The organism is Comamonas halotolerans (assembly GCF_030162935.1).
Classification (GTDB): domain Bacteria; phylum Pseudomonadota; class Gammaproteobacteria; order Burkholderiales; family Burkholderiaceae_C; genus Comamonas; species Comamonas halotolerans.
Genome location: NZ_JASAUZ010000067.1, coordinates 76887 through 101259, shown reverse-complemented (window position 1 = coordinate 101259; position 24373 = coordinate 76887). Strand labels below are relative to the sequence as shown.

Annotated in this window: 28 protein-coding genes and 2 pseudogenes; 12 read left to right on the top strand and 18 right to left on the bottom strand. The window is 58.4% G+C overall.

What is annotated here, in order from left to right; all coding sequences use genetic code 11:
- Positions 1-55: 55 nt before the first annotated feature.
- Positions 56-268 (bottom strand): annotated as a pseudogene (locus QEP11_RS17140) (IS5/IS1182 family transposase); the annotation flags it as partial.
- Positions 269-481: 213 nt separating this feature from the next.
- Here QEP11_RS17140 and QEP11_RS17135 point away from each other — a divergent pair.
- Both QEP11_RS17135 and QEP11_RS17130 read left to right on the top strand, forming a co-directional pair.
- Positions 482-616 (top strand): OmpA family protein, encoded by a 135-nt coding sequence (locus tag QEP11_RS17135; protein WP_284337865.1) that lies wholly within the window; start codon positions 482-484, stop codon positions 614-616.
- Positions 617-752: 136 nt separating this feature from the next.
- The gene (locus tag QEP11_RS17130) at positions 753-887 is read left to right on the top strand and encodes a hypothetical protein (protein WP_284337864.1); all 135 of its coding nucleotides are present in this window, start codon (positions 753-755) and stop codon (positions 885-887) included.
- Between the two features lie 325 nt (positions 888-1212).
- Here the strand turns inward: QEP11_RS17130 and QEP11_RS17125 are convergent, their stop codons facing one another.
- Positions 1213-2130 carry an EamA family transporter gene (locus QEP11_RS17125; protein WP_284337863.1) on the bottom strand — a complete coding sequence of 306 codons (918 nt, stop codon included), beginning with the start codon at positions 2128-2130 and terminating at the stop codon, positions 1213-1215.
- A gap of 494 nt (positions 2131-2624) precedes the next feature.
- Between QEP11_RS17125 and QEP11_RS17120 the strand changes: the two genes are divergently transcribed.
- Genes QEP11_RS17120 through QEP11_RS17110 form a run of 3 tightly spaced genes read left to right on the top strand, consistent with a single transcriptional unit; the run spans position 2625 to position 5617 of the window.
- A complete protein-coding gene (locus tag QEP11_RS17120; protein ID WP_284337862.1) occupies positions 2625-3614 on the top strand; it encodes a Bug family tripartite tricarboxylate transporter substrate binding protein in 990 nt (329 codons plus the stop codon).
- A 5-nt stretch (positions 3615-3619) separates the two neighbouring features.
- Positions 3620-4831 carry a M20 aminoacylase family protein gene (locus QEP11_RS17115; protein ID WP_284337861.1) on the top strand — a complete coding sequence of 404 codons (1212 nt, stop codon included), beginning with the start codon at positions 3620-3622 and terminating at the stop codon, positions 4829-4831.
- 45 nt (positions 4832-4876) lie between these two features.
- Positions 4877-5617, top strand: coding sequence for a phosphoribosyltransferase (locus tag QEP11_RS17110; protein ID WP_284337860.1), 741 nt, complete (start codon positions 4877-4879; stop codon positions 5615-5617).
- Between the two features lie 12 nt (positions 5618-5629).
- Here the strand turns inward: QEP11_RS17110 and QEP11_RS17105 are convergent, their stop codons facing one another.
- The 6 genes from QEP11_RS17105 to QEP11_RS17080 form a co-directional block, all read right to left on the bottom strand.
- The gene (locus tag QEP11_RS17105) at positions 5630-5920 is read right to left on the bottom strand and encodes a hypothetical protein (protein WP_284337859.1); all 291 of its coding nucleotides are present in this window, start codon (positions 5918-5920) and stop codon (positions 5630-5632) included.
- 32 nt (positions 5921-5952) lie between these two features.
- A complete protein-coding gene (locus QEP11_RS17100; protein ID WP_284337858.1) occupies positions 5953-6456 on the bottom strand; it encodes a YjjA family protein in 504 nt (167 codons plus the stop codon).
- A 160-nt stretch (positions 6457-6616) separates the two neighbouring features.
- Positions 6617-7027, bottom strand: coding sequence for a DUF2501 domain-containing protein (locus QEP11_RS17095; RefSeq protein ID WP_284337857.1), 411 nt, complete (start codon positions 7025-7027; stop codon positions 6617-6619).
- Between the two features lie 171 nt (positions 7028-7198).
- Positions 7199-7906: a DUF4136 domain-containing protein gene (locus QEP11_RS17090; RefSeq protein ID WP_284337856.1), complete on the bottom strand. Its 708-nt coding sequence runs from the start codon at positions 7904-7906 to the stop codon at positions 7199-7201.
- 193 nt (positions 7907-8099) lie between these two features.
- The gene (gene ttcA, locus QEP11_RS17085; RefSeq protein WP_284337855.1) at positions 8100-9086 is read right to left on the bottom strand and encodes a tRNA 2-thiocytidine(32) synthetase TtcA; all 987 of its coding nucleotides are present in this window, start codon (positions 9084-9086) and stop codon (positions 8100-8102) included.
- Positions 9080-9454 (bottom strand): dihydroneopterin aldolase, encoded by a 375-nt coding sequence (locus QEP11_RS17080; RefSeq protein WP_284337854.1) that lies wholly within the window; start codon positions 9452-9454, stop codon positions 9080-9082. Before QEP11_RS17080 ends, ttcA begins: the two co-directional genes overlap by 7 nt.
- A 153-nt stretch (positions 9455-9607) precedes the next feature.
- Here QEP11_RS17080 and QEP11_RS17075 point away from each other — a divergent pair, with 153 nt between their 5' ends.
- From QEP11_RS17075 to trxC, 4 genes are all read left to right on the top strand, one after another.
- On the top strand, positions 9608-10711 hold the full coding sequence (locus QEP11_RS17075) for a class I SAM-dependent methyltransferase (RefSeq protein WP_284337853.1): 1104 nt from the start codon (positions 9608-9610) through the stop codon (positions 10709-10711).
- 22 nt (positions 10712-10733) lie between these two features.
- A complete protein-coding gene (locus QEP11_RS17070) occupies positions 10734-11153 on the top strand; it encodes a hypothetical protein (RefSeq protein WP_284337852.1) in 420 nt (139 codons plus the stop codon).
- A 24-nt stretch (positions 11154-11177) separates the two neighbouring features.
- Complete coding sequence (locus QEP11_RS17065; RefSeq protein ID WP_284337851.1) at positions 11178-11384, top strand: DUF2905 family protein; 207 nt, start codon at positions 11178-11180, stop codon at positions 11382-11384.
- Between the two features lie 143 nt (positions 11385-11527).
- Positions 11528-11971 carry a thioredoxin TrxC gene (trxC, locus tag QEP11_RS17060; protein ID WP_413788747.1) on the top strand — a complete coding sequence of 148 codons (444 nt, stop codon included), beginning with the start codon at positions 11528-11530 and terminating at the stop codon, positions 11969-11971.
- 22 nt (positions 11972-11993) lie between these two features.
- On the opposite strand, the gene QEP11_RS17055 is transcribed toward trxC, so the two are convergent.
- The 5 genes and pseudogenes from QEP11_RS17055 to QEP11_RS17035 all read right to left on the bottom strand — a co-directional run bounded on the left by QEP11_RS17055 (position 11994) and on the right by QEP11_RS17035 (position 16578).
- Positions 11994-12338, bottom strand: coding sequence for an aminotransferase class V-fold PLP-dependent enzyme (locus QEP11_RS17055; RefSeq protein ID WP_284337850.1), 345 nt, complete (start codon positions 12336-12338; stop codon positions 11994-11996).
- Positions 12339-12415: 77 nt separating this feature from the next.
- Positions 12416-13138: pseudogene (locus QEP11_RS17050) on the bottom strand (aminotransferase class V-fold PLP-dependent enzyme); the annotation flags it as partial.
- A gap of 47 nt (positions 13139-13185) precedes the next feature.
- Positions 13186-13572, bottom strand: coding sequence for a DUF779 domain-containing protein (locus QEP11_RS17045; RefSeq protein ID WP_284337849.1), 387 nt, complete (start codon positions 13570-13572; stop codon positions 13186-13188).
- Positions 13573-13699: 127 nt separating this feature from the next.
- Positions 13700-15220, bottom strand: coding sequence for an acetaldehyde dehydrogenase ExaC (gene exaC / locus QEP11_RS17040; RefSeq protein ID WP_284337848.1), 1521 nt, complete (start codon positions 15218-15220; stop codon positions 13700-13702).
- Between the two features lie 119 nt (positions 15221-15339).
- Positions 15340-16578, bottom strand: coding sequence for a multifunctional CCA addition/repair protein (locus tag QEP11_RS17035; RefSeq protein ID WP_284337847.1), 1239 nt, complete (start codon positions 16576-16578; stop codon positions 15340-15342).
- A gap of 106 nt (positions 16579-16684) precedes the next feature.
- Between QEP11_RS17035 and QEP11_RS17030 the strand changes: the two genes are divergently transcribed.
- Positions 16685-17140 (top strand): hypothetical protein, encoded by a 456-nt coding sequence (locus QEP11_RS17030; RefSeq protein ID WP_284337846.1) that lies wholly within the window; start codon positions 16685-16687, stop codon positions 17138-17140.
- A gap of 71 nt (positions 17141-17211) precedes the next feature.
- On the top strand, positions 17212-17922 hold the full coding sequence (gene queC, locus QEP11_RS17025) for a 7-cyano-7-deazaguanine synthase QueC (protein ID WP_284337845.1): 711 nt from the start codon (positions 17212-17214) through the stop codon (positions 17920-17922).
- A 39-nt stretch (positions 17923-17961) separates the two neighbouring features.
- On the opposite strand, the gene QEP11_RS17020 is transcribed toward queC, so the two are convergent.
- The 3 genes from QEP11_RS17020 to QEP11_RS17010 all read right to left on the bottom strand — a co-directional run bounded on the left by QEP11_RS17020 (position 17962) and on the right by QEP11_RS17010 (position 19567).
- A complete protein-coding gene (locus QEP11_RS17020; RefSeq protein WP_284337844.1) occupies positions 17962-18645 on the bottom strand; it encodes a glutathione S-transferase family protein in 684 nt (227 codons plus the stop codon).
- Between the two features lie 65 nt (positions 18646-18710).
- Complete coding sequence (locus QEP11_RS17015; protein ID WP_284337843.1) at positions 18711-18986, bottom strand: hypothetical protein; 276 nt, start codon at positions 18984-18986, stop codon at positions 18711-18713.
- Positions 18987-18994: 8 nt separating this feature from the next.
- Positions 18995-19567 carry a 5-formyltetrahydrofolate cyclo-ligase gene (locus QEP11_RS17010; protein WP_284337842.1) on the bottom strand — a complete coding sequence of 191 codons (573 nt, stop codon included), beginning with the start codon at positions 19565-19567 and terminating at the stop codon, positions 18995-18997.
- Positions 19568-19581: 14 nt separating this feature from the next.
- Here QEP11_RS17010 and QEP11_RS17005 point away from each other — a divergent pair, with 14 nt between their 5' ends.
- Positions 19582-21564: a lytic transglycosylase domain-containing protein gene (locus tag QEP11_RS17005; protein ID WP_284337841.1), complete on the top strand. Its 1983-nt coding sequence runs from the start codon at positions 19582-19584 to the stop codon at positions 21562-21564.
- A gap of 23 nt (positions 21565-21587) precedes the next feature.
- Here QEP11_RS17005 and QEP11_RS17000 read toward each other — a convergent pair whose 3' ends face one another.
- Both QEP11_RS17000 and QEP11_RS16995 read right to left on the bottom strand, forming a co-directional pair.
- The gene (locus tag QEP11_RS17000; RefSeq protein ID WP_284337840.1) at positions 21588-22532 is read right to left on the bottom strand and encodes an MBL fold metallo-hydrolase; all 945 of its coding nucleotides are present in this window, start codon (positions 22530-22532) and stop codon (positions 21588-21590) included.
- A 2-nt stretch (positions 22533-22534) separates the two neighbouring features.
- A complete protein-coding gene (locus QEP11_RS16995; RefSeq protein WP_284337839.1) occupies positions 22535-24244 on the bottom strand; it encodes an AMP-binding protein in 1710 nt (569 codons plus the stop codon).
- Positions 24245-24373 lie beyond the last annotated feature (129 nt).

The following is a 24373-nucleotide window of genomic DNA, read 5'->3' as shown; positions in this document are numbered from 1 at the left end:
GGGAGTTGTTGCATCAAGCGAGTTTGTGGCGAGCGACCCCAAACCCAGGCCATGACTATGCCTCGGAAGCTGTCTGAGGGCGGCCTAGTTCAGTAAAACAATTCAATAGGGCTGCCTGGATATGCAGTTCGTTGACTCGGCCTTCAAAGGTTCGAGTCATCACGCGCTTGCCCAATAGTTTGATGCAGCTCATTTGGGTTTCCACCAAACATCCCCGGTGGTAACCAATCCTGCGTTTACAGATGCTTCGTCCTAAGTGCTTGCATGCAGCAACCCGGCATATGCGCTTATCCAGCCACACCGTCAACAAGCCACCGGCTTTGAGGCAGGCGTTGTACTGTTTCCAGTTCGTGATGCGATAACGGCGCTGACAGAGCTGACTCATGTAGCAAGCCTATAACGGACGGGCCAGTTTTCATGCAACAACGCCCTGCGCCCTGCGCAAGCGGTTGCACAGGTGCTGCAAAGCAAAACGGGCAGATTGGTGAAGACCGAAGGTTTGGGCAAGCACCAGCCGATTGCACCCCACACCATGCCTGACGGGCAGGTCAACCCGGAGGGGCGCCAGCAGAACCGGCGTGTGCAGATTCTCATTGGCTTGCCTGGGCCGCAGTGAGGCAGAAACGAACGCGAGAGGTGCTGAGATGGCTTTGGTGCAATACCCGGAATGTGGTCGCGAAGTCTCCACATATGCCAGCTCTTGCCCTGGCTGCGGCTATCCCTTGCAGTCGCAGCCGCCAACATAGTCCGCTTTGCAGTCTCCCCATGTCTGGGGGCGTGTGGTTACGGCGCTGGGAGCTTGGCTGGTCACACCATGGATTGCCAAACTGATCGTGGCACTGGCAGCGTGTGTATTGGCGTATTTCATGTTCACAGGCAGCCAGTGAGGCACTGTTCCAATATCTGCGATCCGTTCCGCCGTCGTGATCTGATGACGATGCCGGGTAGTTGTTTGGCTGCTTGGGTTGCGCTGCTTTTAAAAAGCCAGCTCCAAATCTTTGATTTATTGCAAGGCTCACGGTCTAGATCATGAGTCTTTTTTGTTTTCCAGGTGCTTGGGACGCTTGTTTGGTGTTTGTCAGCAGCGACGCTGTCATTGCTGTGAAGGTCTGGTTGACAGAAGCCAGCTGCAACTCCAACAGGCTGCCCAAGAAAAAAGGCTTGAAACCCACAAAGAGGATCCAGGCCTTTTCTGCCTTTAGGGTAGACGTATCAAACGCCTCCAGCTACGCTTTTTCCTTCAGATCCTGAAGCAATTGGCACAGGCTTTATCCGCCGCGCCTGTGCCGTGATCGCACAGCCGATGGATGCCGACATGATGAGTGCAATTGCCACGCACTGGGTGAAGCTTAATACCTCTCCCAACAGCAGCAAAGCCAACAATGCGGCAACAGCAGGCTCCATGCTGGTCATGGTGCCAAAGACGTTTTTGGGCAGATGTTTGAGTGCAAATAGCTCCAAAGAGATGGGGATGGCGCTCGACACCAGGGCTACACCCAGACCAGTGAGCAGAACGGACGGGGAGAGCAGCGCGCTGCCAGCATGGGCAATACCGACTGGAGCAACGACCAAGGCCGCCATGGCAGCACCCAGCGGGGCGGAGACACTGATGGGCAAATGTCCCATGCGTTTACCAAAAATGATGTAGCACCCCCATCCGGTTCCACCTAATGCGGCCCAGGCAATTCCGACAGGATCGAGTGTGTGTAGATCGTGCCCCAAGGGCAGCAGCAGGCCCAGACCGGTCATGGCCAAGGCAATCCACAGATAGTCCAGTGAGCGGCGTGAGGACCAAATGGCCACGGTGAGCGGTCCGGTAAATTCAATCGCAACAGCAATGCCGAATGGCAGCGTGCGCAGTGACATATAAAAAAACAGGCACATCACGCCCAGCGTGCCACCGTACAGTGTAATGGAGCGCCAGTCGGATCTTATCAGTTGTGCATTCCAAGGGCGCCAGAACAGGGACATGAGCATGGCGGAAAAACCGATGCGCAAAGCCGTGGTGCCTTGCGCGCCGATGGTGGGAAACAGTTCATGCTTGGCCCATGACGTGCCGGTACATAAAAATGCGATGGAGCCCAGAAGGGCCAGTACCGGAACGAATGAGGAGGAGCGAGGCGCAGACATAGAGCGTGAATGTAACGCTGCTGTTGGTAGGCCTCGTGGGACAAGGGTGTTGAGTGGACTGAGCTTGCGCCTGCAACAGTCATTTTTTCTGTTGGGTATTTACCAATGACTTATTAGCGGAGACAGATCCAGTAATGGGGAAAGCCAAGAAGGACATTGACGTGTGCGGGCCAGGTGGTCACAGATCACAGATACCTGCTATCTGGCGTTGCCAAGGCAGCAAGCCCAGAGAGGGGCATGGCGTTTTATGCGAAATACAGCGGTGTCACTAAAAGCCGTAGCAGTGCACCGGAGAGTTAACAGTATGGTTTGGGCTGATAAAAGTCTTGACCTTCAAGTCAGTGATGAATGTGGAGGCCGCTTTGTTGCGCAGGTGTTGCGATGTGGTTTCTGCGCAGTCTGTCCGTGCGGCTGCATGCCACAATCCAAGGGTTTTCCCCGTGCAGGTTGCATGTAGCGGCCTGTGATTTTTTGCTCACATACTGCTTTTCACCATGCTTCGACGCACCTTGATTTCCACCGCTGTGGTGGCCCTCGCTTCTGTTGCTGCAACCTCCACCGCTTGGGCTGCAGGCGGAGCATGGCCCCAGCTCAAGCCCATCACGCTGATTGTTCCATTCAGCGCAGGGGGGAATGTGGACTTTCAGTCGCGCCTGATTGGGCAGAAGCTGTCGGAGCGTCTGGGTCAGACCGTGGTGATTGATAACGCACCTGGCGCAGGCGGTGTGCTCGGCGTGAGCAAGGCGATTGCAGCCAAACCTGATGGCTATACCCTGGTGATGGGTTTTGATGGTCCGGTGAGTGTGGCGCAGTTGGTCAACAAAGCGGTCAAATACGATGCCGAAAAGGATTTGATGCCTATTGGGCTGGTCAGTGTTGCTCCTGTGGTGCTCATGGCGCGCCCAGGCCTGCCTGCGCAAAACATGCAGGAGTTGATTGATCTGGCCAAGGCACAACCCGGAAAGATCACCTATGGCTCATCGGGCGTGGGCACGGTGCTGCACCTGGCCATGGAAATGGTGCAAGAACGTGCTGGAGTGAAGATGGTGCACGTGCCTTACAGAGGCGGTGCGCAAATCACCAACGATGTGATGGGCGGCCAGGTGGATACCGGCTATATGGTCACGACCAGTGCGACGCCCTTGGTCAATCAGGGCAAGCTGCATGCTTTGGGCGTGACTTCTGCGCAGCGTATTGACTCGATCGCCAAGGTGCCAACTTTCTCGGAAACCCACGTTCTGAAGGGTCTGGAAATCAACACCTGGACGGGACTTTTTGCGCCCAAAGGCACACCCACAGCTGTGGTGCAACGTCTGGCAACAGAGTTGGGCGCGGTGTTGCAGCAGCCCGAGGTGCAGCAGCGTCTCAAAGACGGTGGCGCTACGCCCGGCCAGATTACGCTGGGTGATTTTGCGCAATTCCTGAAGAAAGAAAAAGCCAGCTACGCTGCGATTGTGCAATCCGCCAAGATTGAGCAGGAGTGAGTTCCATGGCCTTGCCCGCACCGCTGAACCCCGTTCATGCCTTGATTGATCCACCTGTATTGCCTGAGGTGGCGGCCCTGGCTGCGGAGATGCTGTCCATCCGCCACGATTTGCATGCCCATCCGGAACTGGCCTATGAAGAGCACCGTACCGGTGACATCGTGGCGCGCAAGCTGCAGGAGTGGGGCTATGAGGTGCACCGTGGGCTGGGCGACACCGGTGTGGTGGGAACCCTGCGCTGCGGCGAAGGGCCTCGCCTGGGCTTGCGGGCCGATATGGATGCATTGCCCATCCATGAAACCACAGGTCTGCCTTATGCCAGCCAGCACGTGGGGAAGATGCACGCTTGCGGGCATGACGGCCACACTGCCACGTTGCTGGCGGCTGCCAAGGCGCTGGTACAGCACAAAGCGCAGTTGCAGGGCACGCTGCATCTGATTTTTCAGCCAGCCGAAGAAGGTCATGGTGGCGCCCAGAAGATGGTGGAGCAGGGCTTGTTCAAGCTGTTTCCCTGCGATGCACTCTACGCCTTTCACAATGAGCCAGGCTACCCCGCAGGCCACTTTGGCTTTCGCTCCGGGGTAATGTATTCCAGCTCCGACACGGCCATCATCACCATTCGGGGCAAGGGCGGCCATGGCGCCATGCCACATGTGGCGGTAGACCCCATTGTTGTGGCCTCTCATCTGGTGCTGGCGCTGCAAACCATTCGTTCACGAGAGGTGGACCCCAATGACATGGCAGTGGTCACCATCGGCGCCATCCATGCCGGTGACGCGCCCAATGTGATTCCTGAGACCTGCGAGCTGCGTCTGACCATCCGGGCACGCTGCCCTCAGGTGCGTGAACTGCTGCGCGAACGCATCACGGCCATGGCCCATGCGCAGGCGGCCGTGCATCGCGCGACTGCACAAGTCAACTACATCTGGCGCTACCCGCCAGTGATGAACGACCCGGCTGCGACGGAGTTTGCTGTCGGTGTGGCCCGCGAGTTTTTAGGTGATGCGTGGATGATTCCCGATTTGCAGCCTTTGCAAGCCAGTGACGACTTCGCCATCATGCTCAATGAGGTGCCCGGCAATTACTTTATTGTGGGCAACGGCATGGGCGAAGGTGGCTGCATGGTGCACAACGCGGCCTATGATTTCAACGACAATCTGTTGCCTGTGACAGCCAGCTACTGGGTCAAGCTGGCCCAAAGTTATCTGAAGATTTGAAGGCACGAGGCAGCGCACGCTGCCTGACACAGTGAACCCTATTGCATGACTGCTATTGACCTTTCCGGGCAGAACCTGCCCGGCTTTGATGCCACGACCGACTACTGGCAGCGCATCGTTACCGAAGCCGAACTCACTCAGTCCACCCAGCCTCCCTATGCGCGCAGCTATCCGGCACGCCTGCCTGATGGCCGTTATCTGGTGCTGCCGCTGCGCGGCATGCCTGCGCAGCCCGAGCGCTGTGTGGCTTCGCTGATTGCCAATCAGGCATCCATGGAGGTGGTTGATACCTTGGCGCTGCACATGGCCCAAGCAGCCAAGGCCTATGACTTTGATGTGGTGGTGGGCCTGCCCACGCTCGGTTTGGCATTTGCGCCGCTGGTGGCCAAAGCCTTGGGCCACAGCCGCTATGTGCCGCTGGGCTATTCGCGCAAGTACTGGTACCGCGAGGCATTGTCTGAGCCAGTCAGCTCCATCACCACGCCAGGCAAAGGCAAGCTGCTTTATGTGGATCCCAACCAACTGGCATTGCTGGCGGGAAAGCGTGTTTTGGTGGTGGACGATGCAGTCAGCTCCGGCACGACCATGGTCTCTGGGCTGAAGCTGCTGCAGCGTTGTGGCGCACACATCAGCGCCATTGCTGTGGCCATGCGACAAGGCACGCAGTGGCGCCAGCAACTGCTGCGCAGTGATGGCAGCGCCATTGCGGTCGTTGGCGCTCTGGACTGCCCGCGCATGCAGCGCAAAGATGGTGCGTGGTGGCCTGAGGTCGCTGCAGATGCCTAGTCTGTCAGCGTCTTAGCAATGCGTGCTTGGCTGGCACAGGGCTTGCAGCCGGGCGATATGGGGGAGCACTGCCGGGTGGTCCTGCACCCAGGCAGCGCCTAGATAGTCCGCAAGGTTTTGACCACGCAGTACCGCAGTGAGGTTGCCCTCACGGCAGGCCACTTGCAGCAGCTCGTGGGCGAGGTCCATCACTTGCTCGCTGTGTGGCGCTTCGGGCTCACCAGCTTGCGCCACCCATTCTTTTTGAATCGCGCCGATCAGCTTGCCTGCGGCAATTTCTAGCGGCGAACGTGATCGTGGCATGGCGTGGTGCAGCGATTCAAGACTCAGCGATTTCAGAGCAGGGATTTGGCGTTGTCCAGCACAAAGTCGCAGGCCTTTTCCTTCAGGTCGCCCTTGAGTTTGTCCATGCTGAAACTTTGGCCGTTGCTGCCGGTGATCATGCCTGCAAGGCCGCTGAGATAGCCTTGGTCTTGGGAAGCCTCTTGTTTTTGCGTGCCCACGCCCAGCTTGCCCAGCAACTGTTCTTTCACCGCTTCCGCCTTGTTGGCGTTCAGATAGTTGTTCTTCATGCAGTATGTGAGGACACCGGCTGCATTGCTGGCAGTGCCTGAAGCAGGTACGCCCAGCGAAGACAGTAGCCCTCCAGCAGAGGTGCTGCCGCTACCGCCACCCAGCAGACTGCCCAATGCAGTGCTGCCACTGTCGCTTGCGCTATGGTTGCCACTCAGTTGTGATGCTTGCTCGCGCAAAGCATCACCCCAGCTACTGGCATGGGCGCTCCAGCTGATGCTGCTCACGGTGGCCGCCAGCACGGCGATGTTGATCCAATGTCTCATGCGCTCTCCTTGTTTGGACATGGGCTGCAACTTAGCATGTCAGCCGCCATGGTGGACGTGGGCAAATGTAGGGATTTGCAAAGCTGGAGTAACAAAAAGGCCCGCCACAGCGGGTGTGGCAGGCCTTGACGGGGTGGAGCTGCGGCGAAGCCGCTTGCCGTCAGAGGAAGGACTTGGCGTTGTTCAGAATAAAGTCACAGGCCTTGTCTTTGACGTTGCCCTTGATCTGGTCCAGGCTGAAGAGTTCTCCGTTTGGAGAGACCACCATGCCGGCTATACCGTTCAAGTAGCCCTGATCCTGCGTGGGCGCAGCAGCCGTGCTGCCCTGGGTGGTTGGCAAGCCCAGACTGCCAAGCAACTGGTCTGCCATCTGCGTGGCTTTGTCGGGATTGAGCAGATTGTTTTTGGCGCAGTAGGTCAATACTCCCGCTGCATTGCTGGCAGTACCTGCGGCTGGAACGCCCAGCGAAGACATCAGACTGCCTGCGGCACTAGCCAATGAGCCATTGGCAGCAGTGGTGGTGCTGGTGGACGCAGCATTGCTTGCGCTGGTTTGTGTAGGCTGGGTCACGCAGCCTGCCAGAGCAAGGGCGGAGCCAAGGAGCATGGCGCACAGCCAAGAAGTATGTTTTTTCATATGCACAGAGTATGTCGTGGACATGCGCCAGCATAGGCCTGTAGCAGACGCAAAAATGTAGCGATTTGAAAACACCTGGGCCGTATCTTCTCCCAGCGAATGTGCTTAACGGGGTGCCGGGGCAGTAGACGTGACCGGCGTGGCGCTGGAAGCAGTGCTTGCCGCAGCAGGGGGCGGCGTCGTTTGCTTCGGCAGGGGAGTGAGCGTGGTGCGCACTGTGCGGTTGCCTTGGGTGGGGTTGGGAAAATCTGTCAAAGCGGCATCAAACAAGATGTTCCAGATCACGTTGTCATCCATCCAGACTTCGTCATAGGCGGCAGAGGTTTCGTAGACGATTTTTTGCGTTTTCTGGTCGCGCATGACCAGTTTCACACCGCGGTAATAGACCATGGGTGGTGCATCCATCCAGTGCATGCCAAAGCCCATGCGTGGTCCACCCCAGCCCATGCCCCATCCAAAGCGCGGGCCGTAGAACCAGTCGTCATAGGCAGGGTGGTAGGCACGGCCTTGCGTGGCGCTGGCACTAACCTGCACCACCAAGCGCGCCAGATCAGGACGCGGATCGCGTGTCAGACCAACGCGTTGCAGCGCTTTTTCTGCAGCTTGCTCAATGCGTGCAAAGCTTTGCTGCTGACTCTGCGAAGGCAGAATTTCCATGCGGTAACTGGAGGGCAGCTGCACGCCAGCCATGCTGGAGTAGGTTTGCACATTGCTGGCGATTTCACGCGGGCCGCTGGCGCAGCCTGCGAGAACGGCAGCTGTGCCAATCAGAGCCGCCATGATGCAGCGGCGGGAAGTGGCGAGGGTTTGCATGCGAAAACTCCTAGTGCTTTGTTAGTTGAACGCAGACCAAGCCCTTGGGGCTGACAAGGCAAGCATGGCAGCAATGGCGGTAAGACACAGCATAGGGCAAGCAAGTTCCAAATGCTTGCAGGAGGCTACAGCAACCACGTGTCGCCCAATGTAAAAAGCCCCGCGTGGCGGGGCTGAATGGAATGTCTTGCGCTTAGCCGATTTGCACCACTTGAACGCCACCGGGCAGGGTGGGCGCGGTGGGCAGCTCTTCGTGGTCAAACGCCATGTCGCCATTGGGGTCGGCAATGCCGGTGGCCTTGGCGTCCTTGAAGTTGTGCAGTTGGGGATCCATCATGTGTGTGGTCACGATGTTGCCCATGGCGCGGAACATGCTTTCGATGCGTCCGGGGAACTTCTTGTCCCATTCGCGCAGCATGTCGCCCACCGCCACGCGCTGCAAGCCATCCTGGCTGCCGCACAGGTTGCAGGGAATGATGGGGAACTGCTGATACTGTGCCCAGCGTGCCGTATCTTTCTCGGGCACGTAGCACAGGGGGCGGATCACCACATGCTTGCCATCGTCGGATACCAGTTTGGGAGGCATGCCCTTCATGCGGCCACCGTAGAACATGTTGAGCATCAGCGTCTGCACGATGTCGTCGCGGTGATGGCCCAGTGCCACCTTGGTGCAACCCAGGCGGTCTGCCACCGAATACAGGATGGCGCGGCGCAGGCGCGAGCACAGGCCACAGGTGGTCTTGCCTTCGGGGATCACGCGTTTGACCACCGAGTAGGTGTCCTGTGTTTCGATGTGGTAGTCCACGCCAATTGATTGGAAGTACTCGGGCAGGATATGGTCGGGGAAGCCCGGCTGCTTCTGGTCCAGATTGACGGCCACGATCTCGAACTTCACGGGCGCGCGCTTTTGCAGCTTGCGCAGGATATCCAGCAGGGTGTAGCTGTCCTTGCCGCCCGACATGCAGACCATGATCTTGTCGCCATCCTCAATCATGTTGAAGTCCATGATGGCACGGCCCACTTCGCGGCACAGGCGCTTTTCGAGCTTGATCTGTTCGCGCTCAATCTTGATCTTGCCGGGCTTGGCTTCGGCAGCGGATGCTTCGCCTTGGGGTGCTGCATCGGCAGCTTCTTCGGCAATCCAGGGGTTTTCAGTCACAGCGTTCATGGGGTTCACCATTGTCCAGTTTCGACGCGAATGGCTATTTCGCAGTCGTCAAAAATCTCTAGCTTTGTAATCTTCACCCGCACACCCAGTACGCCGGGCAAGGCTTGCAGCTGTTGCGCCACTTCGCCCGTCAGACGTTCCAGCAAGTCGGTGTGCCGTGCGGTGCAGACTTCCAAAATGGCGTTGCGCGCCAGCCGATAGTCGAGAACCTCGGCAATGTCGTCGCTGGCTGGGAGCAGGGGCTGGGAGCCCATGTTCAGCTCGGCATCTACCCGGATGGGCTGCGCCGCTTCGCGCTCGTGGGCAAGAATGCCCAGACGTGCGTTCAGGCGCAGTCCTGTCAGTGCGATGGTACGGAGGCCAGAGGCAATAGACGACATAAAAAGAGGAGCGTGCTACGGGCTGGTGGCCTGTACTCGCGGGTTTCGGCGTATCGTTGGGTAGGCGTTTTGTCGTTCACATCCTGAAGGTGCTCAATCCAGCATGACCAATTTTCGGACCAGGCTTGCACAAGCGACGACAATGCAGGGGTGATGACAGAACCCACAATTTTAACGGGCGCATTGCGTTCGCACATCGACAAGGCCATTGCCCAAGCAGGTGGATGGCTTGGTTTTGACCAATTCATGGCCATGGCCCTGTATACGCCAGGGCTGGGCTACTACGCCAATGACACGGCCAAGTTCGGCGCATTGCCTGATTCCGGCAGTGACTTTGTGACCGCGCCCGAGATTTCTCCGGCTTTCGGTCAACTCGTGGCAGTCCAGATTGCGGAGGCGCTGGCCAAGACGGGCACCCAGGAAGTCTGGGAATTTGGCGCGGGAACCGGTGCCCTGGCCCTGCAAATTCTGGATGAGCTGCAGCGCCTTGGTGTGCAGATCGAACGCTACACCATTGTGGACCTCTCTGGCACGCTGCGTGCGCGCCAGCAGGCGAAGCTGGTGGCGCACGCGCCGAAAGTCTTCTGGGCTAACGAACTACCTGCGCAAATGCAGGGCGTGATTGTGGGCAATGAGGTTCTGGACGCCATGCCGGTGCAGATCCTGGCCCGTGTTCAAGGTGTCTGGCATGAGCGTGGTGTAGCCCTGGAAGGGAGTGAACTGGTCTGGGCCAATCGCCCCACGGATTTGCGCCCCCCCCTGGAGATCGAAGGCGAGCACGACTACGAAACCGAGATCCATCAGCAAGGCGAAGCCTTTGTGCGTACGCTGGGCGAACATCTGACGCGCGGCGCGGTGTTTCTGATCGACTATGGCTTTGGCGAGTCCGAGTACTACCATCCGCAGCGCCACATGGGAACCATGGTCTGCCACTACCAGCACAAGGTGGACAGCAATCCGCTGGACAAAGTGGGGCTGAAAGACATTACCGCCCACGTCAATTTCACCGGCACCGCCGTGGCCGCGCAGGATGCGGGCATGGACGTGCTGGGCTACACCACGCAGGCGCACTTTCTCATCAACTGTGGTCTGCAGGCCAAGCTGGATGCCATGGGGGCCGCAGATCGTGCCATGGCGCTGAAACTCATGCTGGAACACGAGATGGGCGAGCTGTTCAAGGTGATTGGGCTGAGCAAGGGCGTGGAGCCTTGGGACGCACTGGGTTTTGCACAGGGTGATCGCACCCACCGTCTGTAAGCCGTAAGCCTGCATTCGCCCTATGTCGGAATCTGCCGCAAGCACCAACGCTGTGACGCTGAAAGTTTCTGCTGCGCGATGGGCCTGGGCGGTGGGGATGGACTCGCTGTTGCTGCTCTTATTGTGGGCGGAGTACCTCTGGCCGCGTGATACAGCGTTTGCGCTTGGCAGCTTGCTGACACTGCTATTCACCGTCAACGCCTGGGCGCACCTCTTGCGCAGGCTTTGGCTGCAATGGCAGGTGCGGCGTGTCTTTGGTGATTCCATCCGGCATTTGCAGCCGGGTGTCTGGCCCTGGACCTATCGCTGTGTCAGCATCTTGGGTGATGTGCTGATTGCGGCGACCTTGTTGTGGACCCAGCAATGGGCCTTGGCCACCGCCTATGGCATGGCGGCATTGATGATTCAGGCGCTGTTGATGCGCAGCGCTTTTACCTCTTAGCTTCGCACTTTCTATTGCTCGCCCATGATTCGCTGGATGTTCTTGATTTTTATCCTGCTGGTGCTCATCAACAGCACCACGGGAGTCTTGCGCAAGATCGGACTGGGCCGTTTGCCGGGCGATTTCACTTTCAGGCTGCTAGGGCGAGAGGTTTTCATTCCTTTTGCCAGCGCGGTGCTGGTGACGGTGCTGCTGTTCAGTTGCATCAAGCTGGTGGCATGGCTGTTGTAGCAGTTGCTGCCATGGTGAATGCTGGAAACAGGGCTCCGTGATTGCGCGAGCAGTGGCGAATTCTTTGGACATTGGGTTTGTCTGACTTGCAATGTCGCCCCTAGGTGCCACATACCTTGAAACATCGTATTTAAGCTGCGCATATGACCATCCAAGAACCTCTGCACGTTGTCTGCCCCCACTGTCACAAAACCAATCGTGTGGCGCAGCTACATCTGAACGCTGAGCCCAACTGCGGCAGCTGTCATCAGCCGTTGTTCACAGGTGAGCCGTTGCAACTGGACGCGGACAGCTTTGCCAAGCATGTTGGTCGCAGCCATTTGCCTGTGGTGGTGGATTTCTGGGCGCCGTGGTGTGGCCCGTGTCGCATGATGGCGCCAGCCTTTGCACAGGCCGCACAGCAGCTGGAGCCGCAAGTACGTTTCGCAAAGCTCGATACCGAGGCCTATCCGCATGTGGCAGCCCCTTATAACGTGCGCAGCATCCCTACCATGATCATTTTTGAAGATGGCAACGAGGTGGCCCGCATCTCAGGTGCTTTGCCCGCAGGGGAGATTGTGCGCTGGGTTCGGGCGCAAGTGCTGTAACAGCGCAGGATCTGCTGAGGGGCTAAGCCTTGGTTTTGCGCACGGTTTGCAGTGCGGCAGCCAGCGCTGCAATCTCATGCGATGTGGTCTGCCAGCTGACCGAGGCGCGCACCACGCTTTCCAGGCCACGAGCCTGCATGTCCAGAGGGGTGTAGCCCATGCCACTTACGGCAACAGAGATGCCTTGCTCCAGCAGTGCCTGCTGCACCTCCTGGGCGCTGAAGCCCTGTACCGAAAATGCGACCAACGCGTTTTCTGCAGGATTGCCTGGGTGCTCTTGCAGCGTGACGTGGGGCAAGGTGCGCAGGGCCTGGCGTAGCTCAACAGCCCTGCGGGCGATGGCAGCATAGCGCGTGTCCCAGCCCATGGCGCGGGCATGTTCCAGCGCGGCCTTGAACCCAGCTTGAGTGAGATGGCGCTTTCCGACAGCTCAAACCGACGTGCGTCTGAGCGCAGCTGCGCACCTTCTGCAGTGATCGGGCGGGACTGGTGGTCGACCACCAAGGGTTGCAGCTTGGGCAATAAACGAGGGTGCACATAGAGCAAGCCGGTGCCGCGTGGAGCATTGATCCATTTGCGCCCTGGTGCGGTGAGCGCGTCACACTGCAAGCGCTGCACATCAACGGGAAAATGGCCCAGCGCCTGGGCTGCATCCACAACAAATGTCACCTTGTACTGGCTGCACAATGCACCCACTGCTTCGGCAGAGTAGATGATGGCACCGTTGGCGGGCACCCAAGTCAGCGCCAGCAATTTGATCTGCTGGTCGGTTTGCAGCAGCAGCTCGAGCGTGGGCAGATCCAGACTGCCATCTGCCAAGCATGGCATTGTCTGCACGCTGATGCCATGGCGGCTTTGCAGATGCTGCAGCATGCTCACATTGCCGCCCCATTCACCGGGCGCAATCAGCACCTTATCTCCAGCCTGCCAGGGCATGGCGCCGACAACCGCTGTCCAGCCATGGCTGTTGCCGCTGGTCAATGCAATGTCCTGGGGTTGACTGCCCAGTAGTTCAGCCAGCAAAGGGTAGAGCTGTTGCAACTGCGGTGCAGCATCCAACTCTGCCAGATGGGGGCTGCGTTGCTGCTCGGCGTGCAGATAGTCGGTGATCGCCTGCACGGTGCTGTTGGGCATCAGTCCGTTGGCGGCATGGTTCAGAAAAATCATGGTGCATTCCTGCGTGTGGGGGCACCATGCTAGCGCTTGCCGAGAGCCTAAGACATGCGGCGTGCAGTCTCTTCGCGATTGAGCAAGGCCAGCTCTTCGTCGGTAAAAACGCGCGAGCGCGTGAGAAAGGCTTTGCCTTCTGGGCCCTCCAGGGAGAGGGTGCCTCCCCCGTGGCCGTCAATCACATCGATGATGAGCTGGGTGTGCTTCCAGTATTCAAATTGTGAGGTGCTCATATAAAACGGCAACCCGCCGATGTCACCAAGCTTGACATCGCCTGGACCGATCGTTAGTTCGCCTTCGATATAGCAGTTGGCGGCGCTGTTGTCGCAGCAGCCCCCTGATTGGTGAAAGAACAGATGCGGCCCGTACTTGGCCTTGAGCACCTCAATCAAGGCCAAAGTAGCTGGCGTGGCAATGACGCGATCAACCATGGGGTGCTCCTTTGTATCGAGACATGAAGTGCTGTGTGTGCGCAGCAATGGGGTGAGCTGAAAAGTTCTTTTCAACACTTTGAGAGCACCGTAGGCAAGGCTGCATTCGGCGCTCTCCTTCAACCGCTTAGAAGAATCCGAGTTTGGATTCGGAGTAGCTGACCAACAGGTTCTTGGTTTGTTGGTAGTGATTGAGCATCATCTTGTGGTTTTCGCGTCCCACACCTGATTCCTTGTAGCCACCAAACGCCGCGTGTGCCGGATAGTGGTGGTAGCAGTTGGTCCACACGCGTCCGGCTTTGATGCCACGGCCCATGCGGTAGGCTACGTTGCCATTGCGGCTCCACACGCCAGCGCCCAAGCCATAGAGCGTGTCGTTGGCAATCTCCAGTGCTTCGGCTTCAGTTTGGAACGTGGTGACGGCCAGTACCGGGCCAAAGATTTCTTCCTGGAAGATGCGCATCTTGTTGTGGCCTTTGAAGATGGTGGGCTGCACGTAATAACCGCCATCCAGGGCGCCGCCCAGCTGGGCCTGTGCGCCCCCGATCAACACCTGTGCGCCTTCTTGCTTGCCCAGATCCAGATACGACAGGATTTTGGTCAGCTGCTCCTTGCTGGCTTGCGCCCCCATCATGGAGTTCGGGTCCAGCGGGTCACCGTGCTTGATGGCGGCCACCCGCTGCAAGACACGTTCCATGAATCTGTCATAGATGGAGGCATGGATCAGTGCCCGGCTGGGGCAGGTGCAGACTTCGCCCTGATTGAAGGCAAACAGCACCAGACCCTCAATGGCCTTGTCGAGGAAGCTGTCGTCCTTGTCCATCACATCTGCGAAGAAGATGTTGGGGGACTTGCCGCCCAGCTCCAGGGTGGCCGGTATCAGGCTGTTGGCTGCAGCCTGTGCAATCACACGGCCGGTACTGGTGGAGCCGGTGAAGGCAATCTTGGCGATGCGTTTGCTTTGTGCCAGCGGCATGCCGGCTTCGCGGCCAAACCCGTTGACGATGTTGAGCACCCCAGGTGGCAGCAAGTCGCCAATCAAGCCAGCCAGCACCAAAATGCTGATGGGCGTTTGCTCGGCCGGTTTGAGTACCACGCAATTGCCAGCCGCCAGAGCAGGAGCCAGCTTCCAGGCCGCCATCAAGATGGGAAAATTCCAAGGAATGATTTGCCCGACCACGCCCAGTGGCTCGTGAAAATGGTAGGCCACAGTGTCGTTGTCGATCTGGCTGATACCGCCTTCCTGGGTGCGAATGGCGCCGGCGAAGTAGCGGAAGTGGTCGGCAGACAGCGGAATGTCTGCGGCCAGGGTCTCGCGAATGGCTTTGCCGTTGTCAATGGTTTCCACATAGGCCAGCAATTCCCGGTTGGCATCAATGCGGTCGGCGATCTGCAGCAATATTGCGCTGCGCTCGGTGGGCGAGGTCTGCCCCCAGGCATCGGCAGCAGCGTGGGCGGCATCCAGCGCCTTTTCGATATCGGCGGCGGTGCCGCGTGCCGCCTGGGTGTAGACGCTGCCGTTGATGGGTGTGGTGACATCGAAGTACTCACCATTGGTGGGAGCAACCCACTGACCTCCAATGTAGTGGTCGTACTTGGTCTGGTATTGGTGCAGGGCTCCAGTTTGGCCGGGAAGAACGTAAGGCATCGCATCACTCCTGAAAAGGGTTGGACAGGGAACGGACTGCCCTATGTTCCTACGCCTTGTGATGTTTGTCCTTGCTGGAATTCCCTTGAAGGTCGGTGAGTTATCTCAATATTCTTGTTTCAGGCCTGCAGCCACTGCTGCACGGCCGCGACGCGCACGGCGGTGACCGCATCGCCAATGGCTTTGCCTTTGAGCCCTTGCTCTGTGGCCTTTTTGGCGGCGCTTGCCGTATCCACAGTGAGCGCGGCCTGCAAGCCGCTCCATAGCCGTTCACGCTGGGGGTAGGGGCGCTCTTCGAAACCCGTGCGTCCACGCGCATCACATTCGCAGGCACATAGGGCATGCGCAAAGCGCTCAGGCTTGCGGATGGCATCGCAGCGCTCGTACAGGCGCATCAAAGCCGCTGCGTTGAGGTCTTGACTGCGGTGAATATTGCCGTGCTCTCGGGCCACCAAATCGGCAAGCTCCTTGCAGTCGTTGGGAACACGCCAGCGCTCGCACACCTCCTTGAGCAAGCGAGCGCTGCGCTGTTCATGGCCAATGTGGCGGGGCAGCATATCCCTGGGTGTGGTGCCTTTGCCAAAGTCATGACACAGGCAGGCAAAACGCACGGTGAGAGGGGCTTGCAACCGTGCAGCCATATCCAGCACCAGCATGGCGTGCACGCCGCTGTCGACCTCTGGATGGTATTCGGGCCGTTGAGGCACTCCCCAGAGGCGGTCCAGCTCGGGCAGCAGCGCTTTCAAAGCGCCGCAGGTGCGCAGTACCTCGAACATGCGCGAAGGCTTGCCTTCCATCAGCCCGCGGCTGATTTCCTGCCATACACGCTCTGGCACCAGATGGTCAACCTCGCCAGCCTCCACCATTTCGCGCATCAGCGCAAGCGTGTCTGGATGCACGCTGAAGTCTTCAAAGCGCGCGGCAAAGCGCGCCACACGCAAGATGCGCACGGGGTCTTCGCGGAAGGCATCGGTGACATGGCGCAGCACTTTGGCCTGCAGATCTGCCTGGCCGTGGTAGGGGTCAATCACGGCTTCGGTGCCGGTCCAGTCTGCCGGAGCTGCCATGGCGTTGATGGTCAGGTCACGGCGCGCCAAGTCTTCTTCCAGTGTGACGTCTGGCGAGGTGTGCACCACAAAACCGCGATATCCCATGCCACTTTTGCGCTCGGTGCGGGCCAGCGCATATTCTTCATGTGTTTTGGGGTGCAGGAAAACGGGAAAGTCGCGGCCCACAGGGGTGTAGCCCTGCGCCGTCATTTCGTCGGGGGTCGCGCCCACCACCACCCAGTCGGTGTCATGAACAGGGCGCTGCAACAAGCGATCGCGTACCGCGCCGCCAACCTTGTAAATCTTCATGCCTGCAAGTGTAGGCGGGCTTAGCCGGGCAAGTTTTTCGATGCGTGAAAAGGGCAAGTTTTGTTGATAGAGTCGCTGCTCTCTTCTTGCTATGGATGCATGTTGTATGTCGATGCTTTCAGACTTGACCATTGCCCAACTCAACCCAGATGGCAGTGTGCCCGTGCCGCAGGCACCGGATGCCCAGGCCAAGGCAGCTGCAGCGGCCCTGGAGCGCGAAGCGCAGTTCGAGGCCATGCAGGCTCAGATGAAGGAGATGCAGGAAATTCTGGCCAAGCCCCTGAAAGACATCCTGGCCGAGCATGAGCAACTGAAGAAAAATGCGGCTGCCTGGGACGCGTACGCCGCAATGTGGATGCTAGGCCAGCGAGCCATGCGCCGGGCTGCCATGGACTTGGCGGCCAAGCATGGCGTGAGCGAGGAAGATGTGGTCAAGCGCGCGCTGAACTACGCCAACGATGTGCTCAATATTGAAGATGAAGACCTCGGTGGGTCCTTGGCCCCAGCACAGCTGGAGCATATTGCGCGTCACAAGCCATTCTTGCGCAAACAGTACAAATAAGTGGCGCTGCGATGAGGTCTGGGCAGTGGCTGCAGCAACTGTGGCCTGGAGCTGTGCTGTAATTTCGATCCATGCATACCTCTGCGCTTGTCATGTTTTCGGGTGGACAAGACTCCACCACTTGTCTGGCCCACGCTCTGTCCCGGTACGAGCGTGTGGAAACCTTGGGCTTCAACTACGGTCAACGCCATAGCGTGGAAATGCAGGCACGCCTGCAGGTTCTTGAAAAAATCCGTGCAAGCTTCCCCCAATGGGCACACAAGCTGGGTGAGGACCATGTGCTTTCGCTGGATGTGCTCCAGGAAATTGGTGGCTCTTCTTTGACCGACGAGGTCGCGTTTGCCATGCAGGCCGACGGATTGCCCAACACTTTTGTGCCAGGCCGCAATCTGATGTTCTTGACGGTGGCAGGTGCGCTGGCCTATCGCCGTGGCATTCAGGTGATTGTGACGGGCGTGTGTGAAACCGATTTTTCAGGCTATCCGGATTGTCGCGATGACACCATGAAGGCCATGCAGCTGGCCTTGAATCTGGGGCTGGAACGGCGCTTGCGCATTGCCACGCCGCTGATGTGGATAGACAAGGCGCAGACTTGGCAGATGGCGCAAGACTTGGGTGGAGAGCCGCTGGTGGAGCTGATCGTCAACGACACCCATACCTGCTACCAGGGCACAAGGGACGTGTTGCACGACTGGGGCTATGGCTGTGGCAACTGTCCGGCGTGTGCGTTGCGAGCCAATGGATGGAAGCATTGGAGAGCAAGTCAGGCCTTGCCAGCTTGATGCTTTCTGGCTGATGCAGCAACTCTTACGTTGCCTGCATCATCGCTGCGTGCGGTACGGTTCGTCTTCCTGCACAAAGTCATGCTCGGCCAGAGCGTCAGTGATCCAGGCCTGTACCGCAGGCAGGGCAAGCACACGTTCGATATAGGCCTCGACAGCAGGCGTCACAGGCAGCGCATAGTTGTGCAAGCGCATGCATACGGGCGCAAAAAAGGCATCGGCCATGCTGAAATGACCAAACAACATCGGTCCGCCATGGCTTTGCAGCAAGGTGGTCCACATGGCGCTCAGGCGCTGCACATCGGCACGCACGCCCGCTTGCTCACTCCATATTCGGGCACCGATCTCTGGCAGGGCTGCTTCAATATTCATGGGGCAATGGCGGCGCAGCGCAGCAAAGCCGCTGTGCATTTCAGCGCAGATGCTGCGTGCCCGGGCTCGGTCTGCAAAGGCGCGGGGCCAGATGCCCGCGTCAGGGAATTCTTCTGCCAGGTATTCGGCAATGGCCAAAGTGTCCCAGATGGCCAGACCGTCATGTACCAGCAGCGGCACATTGCCCGTGGGCGTGAGGGCCAGCATGGTCTGCTTGAACTGGGACGAGGGGCCGAAGCCGTCGAAGCGCACCAGAATTTCCTTAAATGGAATATCAAGCTGGCGCATGGCCACCCAGGGTCGCATTGACCAGGAGGAGTAGTTTTTGTTACCGATATACAGTTGCAACATCGCAGTCTCCTTGCTGGAAAAGTAGCGCAGGCCGTTTTGTTTTCAGCTCTTTGTGAGCCCAGTACTCATGCTTGTGTCTTGGCCCGGGGGCGCAAACCTGCTTGCGCTGCCTGGGTTTGTGTCGCCATGTCAGCCAGCCATGCCTGGCTTTCGGGTACATCAAATAAAAAGTCCCAGACGGCGTCGTGCTGGCGCGGCGTCAGGCTGCGTGGGCCGTGCTTGCGCATATGGGCTTGCAGGCGCTGTACCTCAGCGCGGTTGAGCGGCTCATGCATGGGAGTGAGCGGTGGGCGCTGCTGAATCAGGCGCTGGGGAACAGATTTCTTTTTGCGAACAGGCATACAAACAATCAAACCGGCCAAACGACGCCGTTGTCGTTGAGGATGGCATCTAATGGCAAGTCATGGGGCTCTGGCAGGAAATCCTCGATAAAACCTTGGGTGAATCCAAGGCCTACAGTGAAAGGGCTGGGCCTGAGCTCGGCCAGCGTGCGGTCATAAAAACCACCCCCATAACCCAGGCGGTATCCGCCCGGGGCGTAGCCCACACAGGGCACAAATAGTAAAGTCGGGGTAAGCACCTCAGTGTCTTTGGGCTTGGGGATGCCGTAGGCGTCTTCCTCCATGGGGCAACCAGGGTGCCAAGCGTGAAAACGCATGGTTTTGGTGACCTTGTCGATCACAGGCAGGCCGATGCGACGGCGCTGGGGTTTATCCAGTAATTCGCCGTCCTCTTTCCAGCGGTGCAATACGGGCAAGGGATCAAACTCACCTTTGATCGGCCAGTAGGCACCGATGACCTGGTCCGGGCGATCCACCAGCCAGATGCGCATCACGCGTTGTAAATCATCTGCCCGCTGTAGGCGGTCAGCCATATTCAGGCGTTGCTGTACCAAAGTCCGTCGAAGAGCCGTTTTGTCCATCACATAATTCCCCCATGCAATTGCACAAGATTTTGACACCGCTTTGCGCGGCAGCTTTTTTAAGTGTCCCTGCTTCATGGGCAAGCGCCCAAACAGCGGGCGACAATGTTTTGCTGCAGATGCAGGAAGCCGCCCGCAAAGGCGACAAAGCACGGCTTTCTATGCTTTTGCCTCAGGCTGCGGGCCATCCGTTGGAACCCTGGGCTGCATATTGGGAGTTGAAGGCGCGTCTGAACACAGCGGACGCCTCTGAGGTCGATGCTTTTTTACAACGCTGGCGTGGCACCTATCATGAGGACCGCTTGCGAAACGACTGGCTGCTATTGCTGGGACAACGGCGGGAATGGTCGGAATTCCAGCGCCTCTTGCCGGGCTATCGCATGAACGATGACAAGGAGGTGCGTTGCTACGACCTGGCCGTGCAGACCATAGAGCGCCGCCAACCTGAGAGTGCAGCGCAGGAAGTGGTGCGCCTTTGGCATGGACAGCGTGATGCGGATGACGGGTGCACGCATGCAGCCAGTGAGCTGTATGCGATCCAGCAAATCGATGACAACGATGTGTGGAAGCGTGCCCGCTTGTCAGCGGAACTCAATCGCCAGACTGCGACACGGCGTGCGGTGGGCATTGTGGCGCCGGATGCCTTGCAGCATGTGGCAGAGGTGTTTGCCTCTCCTGTGAAATATTTGTCGGGCACCAGCAAGGTGCGTGGTGAAACTCGTCGTGAACTGGCGGCGCTGGCGCTGATTCGTCTGGCCAGCAATGATCCGCTGCAAGCGGCCAGCTTGATGGAGTCGCGCTGGAACAGCCAGTTGCGTGCAGAGGAGCGGGATTGGGTCTGGGGCGTGATTGGCAAGGTCAGCGCACGCCGCCTGTCCAATGATGCGCCGGCCTACTTTGCCAATGCAGGCAAATCCTCGCGCATGTCTGAAGAAGCACAGGAGTGGATGGTTCGCGCCAATTTGCGCGCGGGTAACTGGAGCGCGGTACGCAAAACGATTGATGCCATGCCTCCATCCATGCAGGCGGACAGTACCTGGGTGTATTGGAAGGCGCGTGCCTTGCTCAATGACCGTCGCGTCAGTGATGCCGATCAGGCCGAAGCACAGCGTTTGTTGCAGAGCATTGCCAGTGTGAAGGGCTTCTACGAAAAGCTCGCGCTGGAAGATCTGGGGCAGGTGGTTTCCATGCCTGCGGAGCCACAACCGCCGACGCCCCAGGAGCAAGCGGCTGCCGCGAACAACCCCAGCTTGCAGCGTGCCATCTATGCGATCAATATGGGATTGCGCAGTGAAGGTGTGCGTGAATGGAATTACGCCGTGGCATTGCACAGCCCTGGGGGCATGAATGACCGGGAGTTGCTGGCTGCAGCAGACTTGGCGTGCAAACAGCAAATCTGGGACCGGTGCATCAACACCAGCGAGCGTACCCGTGATGTGATCAACTGGAGCCAGCGCTTCCCCATGCCATTTCATGATGCGGTGATTGCGCAATCCAACAGCATTGGTCTGGATCCAGCCTATGTGTATGGACTGATCCGCCAGGAGAGCCGCTTCATCATGGACGCACGCTCTCACGTCGGGGCATCAGGTCTGATGCAGGTAATGCCCGCTACGGCTCGATGGACTGCCAAGAAAATTGGCATGACGGATTTCAAGCCCAGCATGATCAATGACCGGGACGTGAACATCGTGATCGGCACCTCCTATCTGAAGCTGGCACTGGATGACTTCGATGGTTCCATGGCCATGGCTGCAGCGGGCTACAACGCCGGGCCAGGCCGACCACGCAACTGGCGCAATGGGCCGGTGCTCGATGGTGCGATATGGGCGGAAAACGTGCCTTTTACGGAAACGCGTGATTACGTCAAAAAGGTGCTGTCCAACACTACCAACTATGCAGCCTTGATTACGGGGCAGCCCCAATCCCTCAAAGCCCGCCTGGGTACCGTGGGTCCCAAGGTGACCACTGCCGAGTACAACCGCGACTTACCTTGAGGGACAGTGCATCCAAGTCACATTCAGCGGTTGCACAGCACAGGCGTGCCGTCTTTATGCTCCACTGATGCTGCGCCGCTGGCGACCAGTTCCTGGACGAGAGCTTGCAGCCATTCCTGGAAAGCTTTATCGGCAAAATACTGAGTGTGCAACATGCTTAGATAAGGCGTTTGCTGGCTCCAGTTTTTGACGTCCTGCAGCGGCAATTGCTGCCACTCCAGTAGTTTGTACTTGAGCAGCACTTTGGCTGCGTAGCGCGCGTGGCGTACAGGCTGCTGCACGAAGTTGCGCAAACGCTGGCGCGCAACCGTGAGTGCGGCTTGCACATCGCTGAACATAGGGCCGTGGCCGGGGAGTACCAAGGTTGGTTGCAGTGCCTCAATCACATCCAGGGTGGCAGCCACTTCAGCGAAGGCCTCTTGACCTTCAATTTCTGGGAAAACCACGCCAAAACCGTTTTCCCAGAGCGCATCGGCAGAAATAAGAATGCGCCGTTGCGGCTCGAACAGGATGATGGAATGCGGATCATGCCCAGGCGCGGCGTGTATCTGCCATTCATGCTGCCCCAGTACCATCTCCGTTCCGGGGCGTAGCAGCTGCGTGGCTTGAAAGCGGGGGCAATCCTGGCCGGTCGGGATGTAACTGAGCGCTTCGGGGTTCCAATCGTGAACATGCTGCGCCTGGCCTGGTGCAATCCAGGTCTGAACGTCAGGCCATGTAGCTTGCAGCAAGGCGTTGCCACCGCAGTGGTCGCTGTGCAAATGGGTGTTCAGAATGCGCCCGAGGGAGCGTGTGCCAATGGTGGCTTGCAGTAAGGCCAGTGTCTGTGTGGCATGGGCGCAGTAGCCTGTGTCGACAATGGTGGCGCAGTCCCCATCCACAAACACCACATTGTTGGCGGACAGCCAGCCACGCTCGAGAAATAACATACCGGGCCACAGGCCCGGCGCTGTGTGAGAGACGCTCATAGTCAGTGGATCGCGGTTTCCTTGCTGGCCGAAGGTTGGCTACGCAGCTCGCGGCGCAAGATCTTTCCCACATTGGTTTTGGGCAGCTCTTCGCGGAACTCGATGTATTTCGGTCGTTTGTAACCCGTCAGGTTGTCGTGGCAGTAGCGCATCAGACGCTCTTCTGTCAAAGTGGGATCGTTTTTGATGACGAAAACCTTGATGGCCTCGCCCGCATGCTCGTCCGGGATGCCTACGGCGGCGCATTCCACCACGCCTGGGCACAGTGAAATGACGTTTTCCAGTTCGTTCGGAAAGACGTTGAAGCCGCTGACCAGGATCATGTCTTTCTTGCGATCAATGATTCTGGTGAAACCGCGTTCATCCATTACGCCAATATCGCCGGTACGCATGAATCCGTCGGTGGTGAATGCCTTGGCGGTTTCATCGGGCTGGTTGTAGTAGCCGCGCATGACGTTGGGGCCTTTGATGCAGATCTCGCCTGTCTCGCCCAAGGGGACATTGTTGCCCTCATCGTCCTTGATGGCGATATCAATGCTTGGCAAGGGCAATCCAATCGTGCCGCTGAAATTCACGGCATTCACCGGGTTGTTGGTGCCGATCGCACAGGTCTCGCTCATGCCCCAGCCTTCAATCATGGTTTTTCCGGTGACTTTTTTCCATTGTTTGGCTGTGCCTTCCGATGCCGCCATGCCACCTGCTTGCGAAACAGCCAGCTCCGAGAAGTCCAGCGCGCGGAACTTCTCATTTTGAAGCAGTGCGTTGAACAAAGTGTTCACCGCAGGCAGCGTGTGAAAAGGCCGCTTGCGCAGCACTTCGACAAATTTGGGGATGTCGCGTGGGTTGGGGATCAGGCTGAGACTAGAGCCTTGACGCAGGGTTAGCAGCAACAAGGTCAGCGCAAAGATATGGTAGAGCGGAAGCGCTGCAATGCCGTGCAGTTTGCGCAGGTCAGTGCGGCCCTCGTATGCAGGCGCAAACCAGGCCTCGGCCTGTAATGTGGCCGCGATGATGTTGCGGTGTGTCAGCACTGCACCTTTGGACAGGCCAGTAGTGCCTCCCGTATATTGGAGAAAAGCAATGCTGTCGTGGTTGAGTTCAGGCTTGCGCAGTTTTTGACCAGCCCCTATGGAAAGCGCTTTCTTGAAAGGCGTGACGGTGCGTCCGTTGAGCGGTATTGCATATTTGGGCACCATTTTTGCCAGGTGGCGCACGGCAAACGTAATCCAGGCGCCATAGGCTGTGCCCAGCAAATCCCCCATGGATGTCAGGCAAACGTGTTGAATGCGTGTGCTTGCAATCACTTCAGACAGGGTGTGCGCGAAATTTTCCAGAATGACGATGCAGGTGGCACCAGAGTCCCTGAGTTGGTGTTCCAGCTCGCGCGCGGTGTACAGCGGGTTCACGTTGACGCAGGTATAACCTGCACGCAGCACGCCAGCCATGGTGACGGCAAATTGCGGAATATTGGGCAGCATGATGGCCACGCGTGCATCGGACTCCAGATGCAAGCTTTGCAGCCAGGCGCCAAGTTGTTCAGAGAGCTTGTCCAGCTCGCCGTACTTCATCCAGACGTCCATGCAGACGGTGACAGGCTGGGCGGCATTTTTTTTGAATGAAGCCTCCAGCAAATCCGCCACCGAGGAATACGCTGCGGGGTCAATTTCGTAAGGAACTCCTGCCGGGTAGTTGTTTAGCCACAAGCGGTTCATTTCGGCGCCTTTCCTGGATAGCGGCAACTGGCCAATGCGTTGCTCATCAGGCATTCTTGAAGCTAGCGAGGGCTAACAGGGAGGGGGGTTTTCCTAGGAAAGCCTGGGCAAGAGTTTGGGCGGGAGCAG